Genomic DNA, 15,597 nt, shown 5'->3' with positions numbered 1-15,597 from the left:
GGCCTTGCGATCTATTCCAGGCGCAGGCTCTGCACCGGGATCACCCCGTTCTTGCCGGTGCCACCGGGAATGAACTGCACCATGCGGCTGGTCTGCGGCGCGCCGCCCTCTTCCTCACCCGCCAGTGCCAGCGCGGTATCGGCCTGCGCCTGCCCCTCGACCTCGGCGCTGATGCCGGAGGCCACGACATTGCCGTTGCCATCCACCACCTTGCCGTCCACCAGCTTGCCGACCACCTTGCCCTCGGCGTCGTAAACGGTGTCGCCCTTGACCGTGCCGATGGCTTTGCCGGAAGCATCACGGGCCACGCGCACCGCATCCTGCTGCACCTCGACCTGGGCACCGGCCAGGGCGCGGCCGCTCTTGTCGACCACCTGGCCATCCACCACCTTGCCGACTTCGCGCCCCTGGGCATCCAGCACACGGTCACCGACCACGGTGCCGATCACGTTGCCGCTGGCATCGCGCACCACCCGCACACCATCGTCCTTGGGCTTGCCCTGTTCATCGAGCTGCACCTTGTCCAGCTGGCCGATGCTCTTGCCATCCACACCCACGGCCTTGCCATCGCGTACCACACCGAGCACCTTGCCATTGGCATCCACCACCTGACCGTCGACCACCCGGCCGATGATCTTGCCGTTGGCATCGCGCACCACCTCACCCATGCGCCCGACCACCTTGCCATTGCCATCGACCAGGGCAGTCTCCACCTTGCCCAGCGCCTTGCCGTCCAGGCCGACCGCCTTGCCATCGCGGTACTGGCCGATGACCTTGCCATCGGCATCCACCACCTGGCCGCCAACCACCCGACCTATCACCTTGCCGCTGGCGTCACGCACCACCTGCTGTTCGCTACCCTGCTTCTGCGGCGCGGCCTGGGCGACGGATTTGCCCATGTCGATCACCCGCCCCTGGGCATCCAATGCAGCGTTGCGCTCGACGCTGCCCAGGCTCTCGCCCTTGAGACCGACCGCCTGGCCGTTCTTGACCACGCCGATGACCTTGCCATCGGCGTCCACGATCTTGCCGTCGACGATGCGACCGATCACCTTGCCGTCGGCGCCACGCACCACGTCGGCGCGCTCGCGCATGCGCAGCAGCGGGTCATTGGCCGCCACATCCTTGACCACCCGCCCCAGCGCCTTGCCATCGAAACTCACCGCCTTGCCATCGACCATCTTGCCGACGATGCGGCCCTGGGCATCCACCACGTTGTCGCCCACGATGCGTCCGACCAGCTTGCCATCGGCATCCAGCACCACATCGGCCTTCTCGGCAGGTGGTGGCTCCAGCAGGTTGGCCACGGTGATCTGCCCCAGCCGGGCGAAGCTGGTGTCCTTGGGATGGCGCAGCACCGCGACCAGGTCGCCACTGCGCTCGGCCAGCTCCACCCGCGCCACCTGCTGCGGGGTCAGCATCAGGCTGATGGTGGAGAAGTTCATGTTGAAACCGTCGGCCGAGTTCTGGTCGTAGAAGGTTTCGTACTTGCGCCCGCTGGCATCCTCACGGCCGGCGGCGACCACCACCAGGTCCTCGAGGATGGTCATGACCACGGCATCGGCCATGTTGGGCTGCTCCTGCAGGCCGATATCGCTGGCGGCGAAACTGCCGAGCAGGTCGATATGGTCACCGGGGCGCAACAGGCCGTCGAAGGAATTGATCTTGCTGATCTTCACCGTCTTGGCCCGCTTGCCCAACTCGACGTTCTCGGAGAAGCGACTGACCGAGCTGCCCTCGACGGCGCTCCAGGTGATCGGCTTGCCCTTCTGCAGGGGCATCTCGACCATGCGTCCGTCGAGCTTCTTCCAGTCCTGCGCGAGGACAGCCCCGGATGGGACGAACTGCGCCGGCACTTCCAGCACCGCGACCTTTTCCTTGTTGACCACCTCGGCCTTGCCGATGTCCCGACGCGGCACCACCAGCGCCACCTTGCGCTCGACCGGCGGCTTGTAGGCCTCGCGGTACTGCGCTTCCTTGCTCTTCAGATAGAGCCAGGCCGCGCCACCTGCGAGCACCCCGCAGACCACCGCAATAATCAACAACTTGCTCCCCGAAACAGGCTGCATGCCCTCTCCCCCAGTGAATCGAATACTTGTTCTACGCGGCTCGCGCAGTGCGGCAGCGCTATTGTTCTCGTCACGCGCCCTTAGAACGGGCCACCCAGGCTCCAGCTCGTCGCACCCTCGGTCAGCACCCAGCGCCCCTGGCAGCCGCCACTGCCCTGGTCCGCATTGTCGATATAGCCAAGGTTGTTGGTGGGCGACTCGACCACGGCGTTCTGCGTGGTGGTCACCTGGTTGCCGGAGCCGTCGTCCTCGGTCTTGTCGAAGCTGTATACGCCGTTGAGTTCGTTGTCGACCCAGTTCACGGCACGCACGATGCAACGCGAGTAGCCGCTCCAGCTGATCAGCGTACTCGCCTGGGTCAGCACCATCTGCACCAGCTCGCCATCCGGCACCTTGGCCGCGGCATAGGTCTCGCCGGAGACCTGCACCTTGCTCAGCGAGTAGATGTAGCCATCGACTTCGTAGCCGAACAGACTGGCCTGGCCGCTGCCGTCGCGCACCATCACCGGGCGAGTCGTCGCCGCCTGCGCGCCATCCGGCACGTCATCGGTCAGCTCACCCTTGAGCGGATCGAAATACTTGCCATCGTTCTCGTAGGCGAAGCCGACCACCTGGTTGTTGACCACGATGGCCACCAGCGGTACCTCGTTGCCATCCTCGTCGACGAAGATGCTGCCGACACTGACGCCAGTGATCTCCTCGCCATCGACTACGGCCACCTGCTCGCCGGTTTCCTCGTTGTAGGTGTACTCACCGATCACGTTGCCATCGAGGTCATAAATGGTGCTGCCGGATACGGTGCCGATGACGTTGCCCTGGTCGTCGTAGACGTAGTTGACCTTGTTCAGCGACTCGGCCGGCGTCTCAGTGGGATCATCGTTGCCACCGTCACCGGGAATGCTGTCGTCATCCTCGACCTCGCCCTCATCTTCCGGTGGTGCGGCTACGTCCACCTCGCCATAGTCCTGCACATCGCCGATGGCCGCCGAATAGCCCTCATAGTTGTTGTGCAGAGCATCGATCAGGGTCGGTACGCAGCCCTTGGCGCTGCCGGCCACGGTACAGGGTGTCAGGGTCAGGGCCGCGATGATGCTGCCGCCGATGCCCAGCGCCACCAGGTATTCGGCCATCGACTGGCCAGCCTGCGCGCGCATCAGCGATCCACCCGATTGAGCAGGATCTGCGTCTGCTCGCCGGCGGTGCGCAGGAACACCACCGACAGCTGCTCGCGACCTTTGCCGTAGATCAGCGTGGCGTTGTTCTGGCTGTACTGACGGCGGTTGAGTTGCCAGCCGCTGCGCACCATCTCCGTCTCGTACCAGCGGGTGGCGGCATCGAGCACATCCGGGTAGAGCAGCATCACCAGCTGGCCGTCACGGTAGCTGTCCTGGTTCTGCATGTCGGTCACCACCACCGCATCGGGGGGCATCGGCACGCCTCCCCCCAGAGGGCGTGAGCTGCCCTCCTCATCCGGCGGATTGACCAGCATCAGGCGGCCCTGGGTCTGCCCTTCGGCGCTGCGCAGCTGAACCATCATCATGCAGTCGTCATTGATGTGCAGGATCTGCTGCCAGGCGCCGAACTCGGTGAAGTCCACCGCGCCCTCCCAGCGCTCGGCATAGAAGCCGCGCAGCACTTCCACGGGCGCCTCGGTGCGGAAGCCCTTGACGCTCATCGGCAGGTTGTTCCATTGCATGGCCTCTGCCACCGTGGCCAGTTGCATGCCGTCCTGGGTCGGAAAATCGTCGAAATCACAGTCGGCCTGCGCCACCTGGGACAGTAAAGCGAGCAGCAGGATGGCGGGCAGGCGCTCAATCATCGTCTTCATCGAAGTAGCAGAAACCGAAATCGCACTTGGTCTCGGCATCGGGGATGGGATCGGTGCCGACATAGCCGAAGTCGACATCGGCGAAGCTGGGTTCGAAGATGCCGATGAAGTCGATCACCGCATTGATCACCGCGTTGTCCATCATGGTGCCGATGGCGAAGTCGTCCACCCGCTCCTGGAAATGATGCTCGCCCTGGGCATTCCAGCCATCGGCGAGAATGGCGCTGTTGGCGGTGATGGTCAGGTTGGCCGGCAAGGCGCTGGACTCCAGGCCGACCTTGCTGAGATCTACGCGAGTGCTGACACTGGGGGTGAAATAGTTGTCCTGGGGATGCGCCACCTGCAGGAAATCCGCATCGTCCTGGATACGCAGCATGGTCAGAGGCGTCATCAGCAGCGACATGCCGTCGTTGTAGACCTCCAGCACGTCATAGGCGAAAGAAGGCGTTTCCTCGGGGTTCAGGCTGCCCCCCGCCAGCCCGCCTGCGCCCAGCATCTGCTCGCCATTGCTCCAGCGCCACAGGGCATGCCGGGTTCCGACCGGCAGGCCGCTCACATCACTGGCAGCGAGTTCCTCGGGACTGGCAGAGAAGCTCAACAGGCGCCGCTGCGCGCTGCCGTCGATGGCCGCGTCGCTGCGCACCGCAACATCGTAGCCCGGCTCGGTGGTTTCACCCGGCTGGTCACCATTGTCATACCAGACAGTGCGCTCCCAGGCGGCGTAACGCGCCATCTGCTGAGTCTGGAAGCTCATGTCGAGCAGTTTGGCCAGGGTCGGCACCACCAGGAACAGGATCAGCAGCACGCCACTGGTCATGACCACGAACTCGGTCATGGCCTGGCCCGAGCATTTCGACCTAAGGCACATAGTTATCCAGCCCATCTAGCATGGCGTCCTTGGGCGGGCCAGTGACCTGATCGAACACCTCGTCCACTACCTCTTCGGCAAGCTGCTTGACCGGCGGCTGGACGTTCTTCAGCAACTGTTCCTTGGCAGGATCGGTAATGCTCTCGATGGCGGTATCGATCACCCACTCGGCCACCCCCTTGATGCCGCCGGAGAGGTTGAGCTCCTCCATCAACTGGAAGGGGTTGATCTCGCCGGTGGCGATCATCATGGTGATGGCGCTCGGCTCGCGCAGGCGCGCATCCCAGAAGGGGCTGAACTGGCTGGCCACCTCGTCTTCGTCACGCGGGCTGGCGAAGTAGGTTTCCGCCGAGGACACCGTCATCAGTGCATTCGGCTCGTGCCACAGGGCCGTGGCATAGGCGGTACTCAGGGCGCCATCCACCGGTCCCTGGGTATCCAGCTGGAAGCGGTACAACTGGTTACCGGACGAACCGTTGAGGTTGAGGCCGTCCGGGCTGTCGGTGGTGGGCACGTCGCTGAGCTTCTTGGCCACCGCGATGCTGAACTCGTGGCTGGTGCCGGACTCGGCGAAGGAGTCATTCAGGGCAAAGAAGGATGGCGGGCCGGCGTAGTTGGTCTTCACATCCGCCGGAATGGTGCCGTAGATGTTGCGCACCTGCCCCCAGAACCAGGTCACCGCGTGCACCATATGGAAGGTGTCGGCGTACATGCCCGGCGCCAGGCCCGTCATGTCCATGCCGGGGAAGCCCCACTGCGGCGCCGAGCGCATCGCATCGGCGTCCTCCGCCACCAACTGTTCGGTGGCACCGCTGATGGGCATGCCGAAACCCAATGGGATATTGCCGTCGATGATGGTGAAGCACTTGGTACCTACCACCGGGAACCACAGGCACAGCTCGATGAAGATATCCACGTCGAGCTTGAAGCCCAGCGAGGTGTAGTCGATGGAAGTCCAGCCGTAACGCTCGATGCCATCGCCGGTGGAGCTGGTACGCAGCGGGTTGTATCGGTAGGCGGTGCCACCGTCGTTGAAGGAGCCCATCTCCAGGGTCAGGCTGAAGCTGATGCGCAGTGGCCCCAGCGGCAGGGTGATCTCAGGCGTGGCCAGGGCGGGGGGCCCCAGGTTGAAGTGGCGCTGATCCAGCCAGTCGTTGCGATTGTCGTTGATGATCGCGGCGAACTGCCGATAGGCCTCCTTGGCATCGTCATTGGCCGGCGGGTCCTGGGTGGAGCCGGCCTTCTTCTTGTAGCGCTCCGGGTTGGTGTCCACCAGCATGGTCTCGGGGCCGTTGAGCCCTCCGAGAAAGGAGCCGACCACCTCGTCGGTCGTCGAGGGCGGAGACTCGCCGGCACCACCCGCTCCTCCGCCGGAGGCACCGCCGCCGCTCATCGCGCTGCTGGCCTGACTGTAGAGGTTCTCGTAGCTGAAACTGTCGCCGAAGTAGGTCAGCGCGGCATTCTGGGTCAGGAAGTAGTAGCCCAGCAGGGGAATATAGAGATCGTCTTCGGGGTCGGCGCCGCTCTGGTTCTGGTGCGCCTCCACCACATCGATCATGCCCTCGATCTGCGACTCGACCGTGGCCATGGCAAAGGCCTTCTGGAACATGGACATCGCCATGTTGAAGTAGGACACGGTGGTCGGGTAGAAGCCGATCATCGGGTTGGTCACCGCGTCGATGCCGTAACCGATGGCGATGTAGGGGATGTAGACGGCCTTGAGTGCATCGGCCAGGGTTGGCCTGGGTGCGGGCGGCACGATGGGAATCTGGTAGGCCGGGAAGGAGTCGACCCAGCTCGGAATGGTCTTGTAGCGCTTGGCCCAGGAGCGCATCGCCACCATCTGGCCGATCGACAGCTCGTTGGCGATCATCGCGCGATTGGTATAGGCGATGAAGTTCTGGTTGCGCGCGAACAGCTTGGCCTGGGTATAGACCGCCGCGTCGGCGGCATTTTCCAGCTGCACGCGGTCGCGGGTGAGGATGCCGTGGTTGTACACCAGCAGCATCGCCACCACGGCCACGCCTAGGAAGAGCAGGCCAAAGACAATGGCCTGCCCTCTCTGGGAGGAGGGTTTCACAACAGCACTTTGAGCAGTGCTGAGTTAGTTGCCGCCGCCCTCTTCCTGATTGAAGTTGCCCAGGTCGTAATCCTGGCCTGCCTCGGTACCAGCCTCACCACCTGCGGTCGCACCTTCACCCGTGGCGGCACCGCCGCCCAGCTCCGCCGCCATATCGCCGACCTGACCGCGCACGGTATCGCCGAACAGGTTGTAGACGACGATGGCGGCGATGGCGATCAGCGCCACGATGATGATGTACTCGGTCATGCCCTGCCCCAGCTGACGAGCACGCGCCTTGATGTTCATAAGAGTCTCTCCTGCTTGTTATTGGTTGTGATGGCAAATCCATGGCGGATAGCCAATACACTACCAAAGGTGTAGGAAATCGTCTCGAAAAGTTCGGAAAAACGCTTGACTTTGACCGATCAATCAGGATCTGGAATTGCGCCCTTCTTACGAATCATCCCTGGGGCGATTCCCTCCAGCAGGGAATCCAGCAATGCCCGGCCCTCGGGCCAGTCGCCCAGGCCGCTGTCGCCGTTGATATGGCCGCACGCGCCAAGGTTGTGCCAGCGACTGCCCCAGCGCAGGGCGGCGCCATGGGCATGCTCCAGGCTGCCGTAGGGATCGTCGCTGCTGGCCACCACCAGGCTGGGGAAGGCCAGCGGCAGGTCGGGCACCGGCACGAAACCACGGATATTCAGCTCGGCAGCCGGACCTTCTGGATCGGGAGGAGCCACCAGCATGGCGGCGCGGATGGGCTGGCGAGTCTGCGCCGCCCAGTGCGCCACCAGCCCGCAGCCCAGGCTATGGGCGACCAGCACGGTGTTCGGGCCGCTGGCAACCACTGCCGCCTCCAGGGTCGCCACCCAGTCCTCGCACAATGGGTTCCACCAGTCGCGTTGCTCGACCCGGCGAAAGCGCGGATCCTGCCGCTGCCAGCGGCTCTGCCAGTGCTCGGTCCCGGAGTCGCCGTAGCCGGGGATGATCAGAAAGGTCGTATCCATTGCCTTGTCTGCCGCGTCGATAACCGGCCCCCAACATGCCGCAAGCGGCCGGGCGGCTCAAGCGCCCATAAAAAAGGGCAGCCCGCAGGCTGCCCGAGTCACACGGAGCGTCTGACGATCAGTGGGCGACCGCGCCACTGGCGCCGAGGCCGGTCTGCGAGCGGACGAACTGCGGGTAGAAGCGTGCACGCTCCTCGTCGGCCGCGGCGGACTTGTCGGTGATCGAGAAGAACCAGATACCGATGAAGGCCACCAGGATGGAGAACAGCGCCGGATACTCGTAGGGGTAGACCGGGGTGGCGTTGCCGAGGATCTGCACCCACACGGTCGGGCCGAGCACGGTCAGGGTGACGGCGGTCACCAGGCCCAGCCAGCCGCCGATCATGGCGCCACGGGTGGTCAGCTTCTTCCAGTACATGGAGAGGATCAGCACCGGGAAGTTGCAGCTGGCGGCGATGGAGAAGGCCAGGCCGACCATGAAGGCGATGTTCTGCTTCTCGAACAGGATGCCCAGGCCGATGGCCAGCACACCCAGGGCCACGGTGGTGATCTTCGACACGCGCAGCTCATCCTTCTCGTTGGCCTTGCCCTTCTTGATCACGCTGGCGTAGAGGTCGTGGGACACCGCCGAGGCACCGGCCAGGGTCAGGCCGGCGACCACCGCGAGGATGGTGGCGAAGGCCACGGCCGAGATGAAGCCGAGGAACAGGCTGCCACCGACGGCATCGGCCAGGTGCACCGCCGCCATGTTGTTGCCGCCCAGCAGGGCGCCGGTGGCGTCCTTGAACTGCGGATTGGTGCCGACCAGGAGGATGGCGCCGAAACCGATGATGAAGGTCAGGATGTAGAAGTAGCCGATGAAACCGGTGGCGTAGAACACCGACTTGCGGGCTTCCTTGGCGTCGGCGACGGTGAAGAAGCGCATCAGGATATGCGGCAGACCGGCGGTGCCGAACATCAGCGCCAGGCCCAGGGAGATGGCCGAAATCGGGTCCTTGACCAGGCCGCCGGGGCTCATGATCGCCTCGCCTTTCGGGTGGGCCTTGACCGCTTCGCTGAACAGGGTGCCGAAGTCGAAGCCCACGTGCTTCATCACCATCAGCGCCATGAAGGAGGCGCCGGACAGCAGCAGCACGGCCTTGATGATCTGTACCCAGGTGGTAGCCAGCATGCCGCCGAACAGCACGTAGCAGACCATCAGGATGCCGACCAGGATCACCGCGACATGGTAGTCCAGGCCGAACAGCAGCTCGATCAGCTTGCCGGCACCGACCATCTGCGCGATCAGGTAGAAGGCCACCACCACCAGCGAGCCGCTGGCCGACAGGGTGCGGATTTCCGTCTGCTTGAGGCGGTAGGAGGCCACGTCGGCGAAGGTGTACTTGCCGAGGTTGCGCAGGCGTTCGGCGATCAGGAACAGGATCACCGGCCAGCCGACCAGGAAGCCGATGGAATAGATCAGGCCGTCGTAGCCGGAAGCGAACACCAGGGCGGAGATACCCAGGAAGGAGGCCGCCGACATGTAGTCACCGGCGATCGCCAGGCCGTTCTGGAAGCCGGTGATACTGCCACCGGCGGTGTAGAAGTCGGAGGCCGACTTGCTGCGCTTGGAGGCCCAGTAGGTGATGAACATGGTGAAGGCGACGAAGGCCACGAACATCACGATGGCCGAGATGTTCAGCGGCTGGCGCTGCACTTCGCCTTCCAGCGCGCCGGCGGCCCACAGGGCCGGCGAGGCGGCCAGCAGGCCCAGGGAGGTAAGGATGCGGGCGATCATTTCTGCACCTCGTCGAGGATTTCCTGGTTCAGGCTGTCGAACTCGCCGTTGGCGCGCTTGACGTAGATGCCGGTCAGCACGAAGGCCGACAGGATCAGGCCGATGCCCAAGGGGATACCCCAGGTCGTGGTGCCTTCCGGACTGATGCGCGTGCCGAGCAGCTGCGGCTCGAAGGCGATCAGCAGGATGAAGGCCACGTACAGGCCGAGCATGATGGCAGAGAGGGTCCAGGCGAACCTGTCGCGCTTGGCGACCAGTTCCTGGAAGCGCGGATTCTGCTCGATCCGCTTGTAGACGCTGTCGTTCATTGTTTTTGTCCTCCACAGCTGGGTTGCTGGTGAGGTCACTGTAGAACTCTGGCCCGCGCAAGACAGACGACCTTAGTCGTAACGACAGGAGCTTCTCGACCAAAGTCTTAGGCGCCCGGCAGCGGCATACAGCGCCGCTATCGGCGCCATGCACAAGAGCGATTTCCCGCTTCCTACCAGCGCGGCTACCTTGCACGACAAGAAAGAACAATTCTCGTTCAGCGAGGTGTGCCATGCTCAAGACCGTAACCTTCACCCTCATGCACTTCTGCATCGCCTTCGCCGTCGCCTATGCGCTGACCGGCAGCGTGGCCGTGGGTGGCCTGGTGGCGGCGGTGGAGCCGCTGTGCAACTCGGTGGGTTTCTACTTCCACGAGAAAATCTGGCGGCGCTTCGAGAAGAAGGGTCAGGGCAGCGCCATCCCCAGGTACGCCTGGCTGCATCACCACGCCTGAGGCGGCTGTGCGCGGCCCGCCGGCTCCGCTAAGATGCGCGGCTTTGCCGCCACGCATCCCCAGCCGACATGAAGTCCGACTCGCGCCTGCTCCTCGTTACCTACCTCATCGCCCTGCTCCTCGCCGTCGGTGCCCTGGCCGCCGGCTGGTACTGGATCGGCCGGCCGCTGCCACTGGCCGACGCGGCGACGCCCACGCACAAGCTGCAATGCGCCTCCTACACGCCGTTCGCCAAGGATCAGTCGCCCTTCCAGCAACCTTTCGTGCTGCGTCCCGAGCGGGTCGACGCCGACCTGGCACTGCTCGCCCAGCGTTTCACCTGCATCCGCACCTACTCGCAGATCGGCCTGGAGGCGCTGCCCGAACTGGCGCGCAAGCACGGCCTGAAGATGCTGGCCGGGGCCTGGATCAGCGCCAACCCGGTGGACAGCGAGAAGGAAGTCGCCGCGCTGATCAGCGCCGCCAACGCCTACCCGGACGTGATCGAGGCGGTCATCGTCGGCAACGAGGTGCTGCTGCGCAAGGAAGCCACCGAGGCGCAACTGGTGGCGCTGATCGAACGGGTCAGGGCCGCCGTGGCGCAGCCGGTGACCTACGCCGATGTCTGGGAGTTCTGGATCAAGCACCCGCGGATGGCACCGGCGGTGGACTTCCTCACTATCCACCTGCTGCCCTACTGGGAAGACGAACCCACCGGTATCGACGCCGCCCTGGCCCAGGTCGCCAACGTGCGCCGCGCCTTCGGCAGCGCCTACGCGCCCAAGGACATCCTGATCGGTGAAACCGGCTGGCCCAGCGAGGGCCGCCAGCGCGAGACCGCCCTGCCGAGCCGGGTCAATGAAGCGCTGTTCATTCGCGGCTTCGTCAAGCTGGCCGAGGACAACGGCTGGCGCTACAACCTGATCGAAGCCTTCGACCAGCCCTGGAAGCGCGACAGCGAGGGTGCTGTCGGCGGCTTCTGGGGCCTGTACGATGCCGACCGGCAGGACAAGGGCATCCTCGCCGGCCCGGTGTCCAACCTGCCGCACTGGCCGCTGTGGCTGGGCGCCAGCGGCCTGCTGCTGCTCGCCGCGCTGTGCCTGGCCGGGCGCCCGGCCAGCCCCCGCGCCGCCCTGCTGCTGCCATTCGCGGCCGCCCTCGGCGCCGCCTGCAGCCTCGGCTGGACCGAGCTGGCGCTGGTCACCAGCCGCTACTGGGGTGAATGGCTGTGGGCCGCCGCCCTGCTGGGCCTGAACCTGATCGTCCTGGCGCATGCCGTGCTGGCCCTGTCGGCCCGCCACGGCTGGCGCCAGCGCGCCTTCGCCTGGCTGGAGGCACGCGCCGGCTGGTGGCTGGCGGCGGCCGGCTTCGCCGGCGCGGTGCTGATGCTGGCCCTGGTGTTCGACGCCCGCTACCGCAGCTTCCCCAGCCTCGCCCTGCTGCTGCCGGCGCTGGTCTACCTGTGCCGCCCGGTACAGGGCCCGCGCCGCGAGGTCGCCCTGCTGGCGGCCATCATCGGCGCCGGCATCGCCCCGCAGCTGTACCAGGAAGGCCCGCACAACCTGCAGGCCATCAGCTGGGCGGTGACCAGCGCCCTGCTGCTCGCCGCCCTGTGGCGCAGCCTGCGCCACTCGCGCCGTCAGGCCTGAGGCGCGCGCCGCACCAGGCGCAGCCCGGCCAGCACCAGGGCGAACACCGCCAGGCTGGCGCTGTACAGCACCAGGGCCGGAATGCCCACGAACAGCGCCAGGACGGCCAGCAGGCGACCGATCCGGCCGGGCGCGACGAAAGCCAGCAGCGCCAGGCCCAGCGCGCCCCAGGCGATCACCCGGAAGTGGATCAGGTAGCCCAGGCCGGCACGCGCCTGGCATTCCCAGCGCGTCGCCTGTTCCACGCAGAGGCCCACCCACTGACCGTCCTCCATCAGCGCGAAACGCACGCCGTAGCTGGCCGCCAGCCACAGGGGCAGCACCAGCAGCAACAGCAGGAAGGGAAGATGGCGGGACATTCTGGGCACTCCGATGGTCCGAAAAAGGCGCCCAGCTTAATCCGCCCGCGCCCGAGTGCAAGACGGATCGCCAGAATCCATCCGGAAGAGCCGGGATCTGCCGCCGGCCCAGGCCAGCGCCGAGCCTGTCCGGGGGGCATGGCGCGGCTCGCCAGGCCGCGTCACGGCACTCTTGGCGCTTGCACTTGTCATAGCGCCGTTATTCACTCCCTGCAGTCCGTCAAAGGGATTCGACCATGCTCCGTCTACTCACCCGCGTCGCCCTGCTCGGCCAGCTGCTGTCCCTGCCGGCCACGGCCGCCGATCTCGACGTCGCCAGCTACGGCTTCCCGCTGGCCAACCCGTTCGAGGCGACCATCGCCGGCACACCGCCGAAACTGCGCCCGCAGGTGCCCGGCGATGACGACATCGACCAGGCCGACTACAGCCTCAAGCTGCGCCCGGAGCGCGAGTTCGAACTACCGGAAAACTTCTGGCCGGTGACCAAGCTGCGCTACCGCCTGGCCCAGCAGAAAGGCCGCGCGCCGTTGATCTTCATCATCGCCGGCACCGGCGCGCACTACGCCAGCGGCAAGACCGAGGAGCTCAAGCGCCTGTTCTACGGCGCCGGCTACCACGTGGTGCAGCTGTCCTCGCCGACCAGCTACGACTTCATGAGCGCCGCCTCGCGCAGCGCCACCCCCGGCATCTCGCGGGCCGACGCCGAAGACCTGTACCGGGTGATGATGGCCGTGCGCGCCCAGCATCCCAAGCTCGCGGTGAGCGACTACCACCTCACCGGCTACAGCCTCGGCGCGCTCAACGCCGCCTTCGTCAGCGAGCTGGACGAGCGCCTGCGCAGCTTCAACTTCAAGCGCGTGCTGCTGCTCAACCCGCCGGTCAACCTGTACACCTCGGTGACCAACCTGGATCGCCTGGTGCAGACCCGGGTTAGGGGCGTCGACGACCAGACCACCTACTTCGAGCTGGTCCTCGGCAAGCTCACGCGCTACTTCGAGGAGAAGGGCTATATCGACCTGAACGAGGCCCTGCTCTACGACTTCCAGCAGTCCGGGCAGAAGCTCAGCAACGAGCAGCTGGCCATGCTGATCGGCAGCTCGTTCCGCTTTTCCGTCTCCGACATGGCCTTCACCGCCGACCTGATCAACCGTCGCGGCCTGATCACCCCGCCGCACTACCCGATCCGCGAGGGCACCAGCCTCACGCCCTTCTTCAAGCGCGCCCTGCAGTGCGACTTCGACTGCTACATAGTCGAGCAGCTGCTGCCCTACTGGCGCGCCAGGTACGACGGCGGCAGCCTGTTGCAGCTGAACGACCAGATCAGCCTGTACGCCCTGCAGGACTACCTCAGGGCCAGCACCAAGGTCGCCGTAATGCACAACGCCGACGACCTGATCCTCGGCCCCGGCGACCTCGGCTTCCTGCGGCGCACCTTCGGCGAGCGCCTGACCCTGTACCCGCGCGGCGGGCACTGCGGCAACCTCAACTACCGCGTCAACAGCGACGCCATGCTGGAGTTCTTCCGTGGCTAAGTACCTGTTCCCGCTCGCCCTGCTGCTCGCCGCCGGCCTGGCCCACGGCGAACCCGCCACCGATCCGGACGGCTTCACCAATCCCATGCAGCGCCTGCAGTTCAACCCTTACCTGGACCAGCGCGAGTTCGAGCGCTCGACCCTGAACGCACTGCAGGTCTACGACCCCTGGGAGTCGTGGAACCGCCGCGTCTACCACTTCAACTACCGCTTCGACGAGTGGGTGTTCCTACCGGTGGTCGAGGGCTACCGCTACGTCACCCCGGGCTTCGTGCGCAGCGGGGTGAGCAACTTCTTCGCCAACCTGGGCGACGTGCCCAACCTGCTCAACAGCCTGCTGCAGTTCAAGGGCAAGCGCTCGCTGCAGACCAGCGGACGCCTGCTGGTCAACACCACCATCGGCGTGGCCGGCCTGTGGGACCCGGCCACGCGCATCGGCCTGCCCAAGCAAAGCGAGGACTTCGGCCAGACCCTGGGCTTCTACGGCGTCCCCGATGGCCCCTACCTGGTGCTGCCGATCCTCGGCCCGTCCAACCTGCGCGACACCGGCGGCAAGGTGTTCGACTTCGCCGCGGAGAGCCAGATCAACTACCTCAACGTCGCCGAAGTCAGCAGCGATCACCCGGAAATCACCGCCCTGCGCGTGGTGGACCTGCGCCACAGCACCGCCTTCCGCTACGGCCAGACCAACAGCCCGTTCGAGTACGAGAAGCTGCGCTACGTGTACCGCGAGGCGCGCAAGCTGCAGATCGCCGAATAATCGACCTTATCGATCATTACAAAGCAAAACTTGCGACCATAGATTCAATAAACAGGACTAGCATGGGCACATTCCCGCTACGGAGGTGCCCCATGACCCAGTTCCGCCAAGTTCTCACCCAGCACATCGGCCAGAGCGCCTCGGACGGCGCCGGCGTGCGCCTGACCCGCGTGATCGGCGGTGCCGGCATCGAACGCTTCGATCCCTTCCTGATGCTCGACGAATTCGGCTCGGACAACCCGGACGACTACATCGCCGGCTTCCCGCCGCATCCGCACCGCGGCTTCGAGACCATCACCTACATGCTCGAGGGGCGCATGCGCCACGAGGACCACCTGGGCAACGTCGGCCTGTTGGAAAGCGGCGGCGTGCAGTGGATGACGGCCGCCCGCGGCATCATCCACAGCGAGATGCCGGAGCAGCAGGAAGGCGTGATGCGTGGCTTCCAGCTGTGGCTCAACCTGCCGGCCAAGGACAAGATGGGCGATGCCGGCTACCGCGACTATGCCCCGCAGGAGATCCCGCGCCTGACCACCGCCGATGGCGTGGCCGTCAGCGTGATCGCCGGGCGCTTCGATGACGGCCAGCAGCAGCAGGATGGCGCCGTGCAGCGCCCGCACACCGAGCCACAGCTGTTCGACCTGCACCTGCCGGCCGGCAGCCGCCTGGCGCCGCGCCTGGCCGATGGCCAGCGGGTGCTGCTCTACGTCTACGAGGGCGAGCTGGCGGTCAATGGCCACAGCATCGGCAAGGGCCGCCTGGCGCGGCTGTCGGAGGCCGGCGCCATCGAGATGGGCAGCAGCAGCGGTGCACGGGTGCTGCTGATCGCCGGCACGCCGCTCAACGAGCCGATCGTGCAGTACGGCCCCTTCGTGATGAACAGCCGGGAAGAGATCGAGCAGGCGCTACGCGATTTTCGCGACGACCGCCTGACCGCCTGAGGC

At 65.6% G+C, this 15,597-nt stretch carries 15 protein-coding genes; 5 read left to right on the top strand and 10 right to left on the bottom strand.

Annotation, left to right across the window (positions count from 1 at the left end; genetic code table 11):
• Positions 1 to 11: 11 nt before the first annotated feature.
• The 9 genes from cpaB to AAG092_RS17945 all read right to left on the bottom strand — a co-directional run bounded on the left by cpaB (position 12) and on the right by AAG092_RS17945 (position 9,919).
• The gene (gene cpaB / locus AAG092_RS17985; RefSeq protein WP_373387751.1) at positions 12 to 2,045 is read right to left on the bottom strand and encodes a Flp pilus assembly protein CpaB; all 2,034 of its coding nucleotides are present in this window, start codon (positions 2,043 to 2,045) and stop codon (positions 12 to 14) included.
• Between the two features lie 104 nt (positions 2,046 to 2,149).
• Entirely contained in the window at positions 2,150 to 3,223 is a 1,074-nt protein-coding gene (locus tag AAG092_RS17980; protein WP_373387750.1) for a hypothetical protein, read from the bottom strand.
• Positions 3,223 to 3,897 carry a hypothetical protein gene (locus AAG092_RS17975; protein ID WP_146224908.1) on the bottom strand — a complete coding sequence of 225 codons (675 nt, stop codon included), beginning with the start codon at positions 3,895 to 3,897 and terminating at the stop codon, positions 3,223 to 3,225. The genes AAG092_RS17980 and AAG092_RS17975 overlap by 1 nt, the downstream gene beginning before the upstream one ends.
• On the bottom strand, positions 3,881 to 4,732 hold the full coding sequence (locus AAG092_RS17970; protein ID WP_110682302.1) for a hypothetical protein: 852 nt from the start codon (positions 4,730 to 4,732) through the stop codon (positions 3,881 to 3,883). The genes AAG092_RS17975 and AAG092_RS17970 overlap by 17 nt, the downstream gene beginning before the upstream one ends.
• A 22-nt stretch (positions 4,733 to 4,754) precedes the next feature.
• Complete coding sequence (locus tag AAG092_RS17965) at positions 4,755 to 6,845, bottom strand: Tad domain-containing protein (protein ID WP_373387749.1); 2,091 nt, start codon at positions 6,843 to 6,845, stop codon at positions 4,755 to 4,757.
• Between the two features lie 24 nt (positions 6,846 to 6,869).
• Positions 6,870 to 7,133, bottom strand: coding sequence for a hypothetical protein (locus tag AAG092_RS17960; protein ID WP_220034072.1), 264 nt, complete (start codon positions 7,131 to 7,133; stop codon positions 6,870 to 6,872).
• A gap of 119 nt (positions 7,134 to 7,252) precedes the next feature.
• The gene (locus AAG092_RS17955) at positions 7,253 to 7,855 is read right to left on the bottom strand and encodes an RBBP9/YdeN family alpha/beta hydrolase (RefSeq protein ID WP_373389616.1); all 603 of its coding nucleotides are present in this window, start codon (positions 7,853 to 7,855) and stop codon (positions 7,253 to 7,255) included.
• Between the two features lie 97 nt (positions 7,856 to 7,952).
• Entirely contained in the window at positions 7,953 to 9,611 is a 1,659-nt protein-coding gene (locus AAG092_RS17950) for a cation acetate symporter (protein ID WP_373387748.1), read from the bottom strand.
• On the bottom strand, positions 9,608 to 9,919 hold the full coding sequence (locus AAG092_RS17945; RefSeq protein WP_373387747.1) for a DUF485 domain-containing protein: 312 nt from the start codon (positions 9,917 to 9,919) through the stop codon (positions 9,608 to 9,610). Before AAG092_RS17945 ends, AAG092_RS17950 begins: the two co-directional genes overlap by 4 nt.
• A gap of 233 nt (positions 9,920 to 10,152) precedes the next feature.
• Here AAG092_RS17945 and AAG092_RS17940 point away from each other — a divergent pair, with 233 nt between their 5' ends.
• The gene (locus AAG092_RS17940) at positions 10,153 to 10,374 is read left to right on the top strand and encodes a DUF2061 domain-containing protein (protein ID WP_373387745.1); all 222 of its coding nucleotides are present in this window, start codon (positions 10,153 to 10,155) and stop codon (positions 10,372 to 10,374) included.
• A 68-nt stretch (positions 10,375 to 10,442) separates the two neighbouring features.
• Positions 10,443 to 12,002: a beta (1-6) glucans synthase gene (locus tag AAG092_RS17935; protein ID WP_373387744.1), complete on the top strand. Its 1,560-nt coding sequence runs from the start codon at positions 10,443 to 10,445 to the stop codon at positions 12,000 to 12,002.
• Here AAG092_RS17935 and AAG092_RS17930 read toward each other — a convergent pair.
• Positions 11,993 to 12,361 (bottom strand): hypothetical protein, encoded by a 369-nt coding sequence (locus AAG092_RS17930; protein WP_373387742.1) that lies wholly within the window; start codon positions 12,359 to 12,361, stop codon positions 11,993 to 11,995. The genes AAG092_RS17935 and AAG092_RS17930 overlap by 10 nt on opposite strands.
• A gap of 236 nt (positions 12,362 to 12,597) precedes the next feature.
• Between AAG092_RS17930 and AAG092_RS17925 the strand changes: the two genes are divergently transcribed.
• The 3 genes from AAG092_RS17925 to AAG092_RS17915 all read left to right on the top strand — a co-directional run bounded on the left by AAG092_RS17925 (position 12,598) and on the right by AAG092_RS17915 (position 15,594).
• On the top strand, positions 12,598 to 13,893 hold the full coding sequence (locus AAG092_RS17925) for a serine/threonine protein kinase (RefSeq protein ID WP_373387741.1): 1,296 nt from the start codon (positions 12,598 to 12,600) through the stop codon (positions 13,891 to 13,893).
• Positions 13,886 to 14,653, top strand: coding sequence for a VacJ family lipoprotein (locus tag AAG092_RS17920; RefSeq protein WP_373387740.1), 768 nt, complete (start codon positions 13,886 to 13,888; stop codon positions 14,651 to 14,653). The genes AAG092_RS17925 and AAG092_RS17920 overlap by 8 nt, the downstream gene beginning before the upstream one ends.
• Positions 14,654 to 14,745: 92 nt before the next feature.
• Entirely contained in the window at positions 14,746 to 15,594 is an 849-nt protein-coding gene (locus AAG092_RS17915; RefSeq protein ID WP_373387739.1) for a pirin family protein, read from the top strand.
• Positions 15,595 to 15,597 lie beyond the last annotated feature (3 nt).

The organism is Pseudomonas alcaligenes, assembly GCF_041729615.1.
Lineage (GTDB): Bacteria > Pseudomonadota > Gammaproteobacteria > Pseudomonadales > Pseudomonadaceae > Aquipseudomonas > Aquipseudomonas alcaligenes_B.
This window is presented reverse-complemented; position numbering and strand designations above follow the sequence as displayed.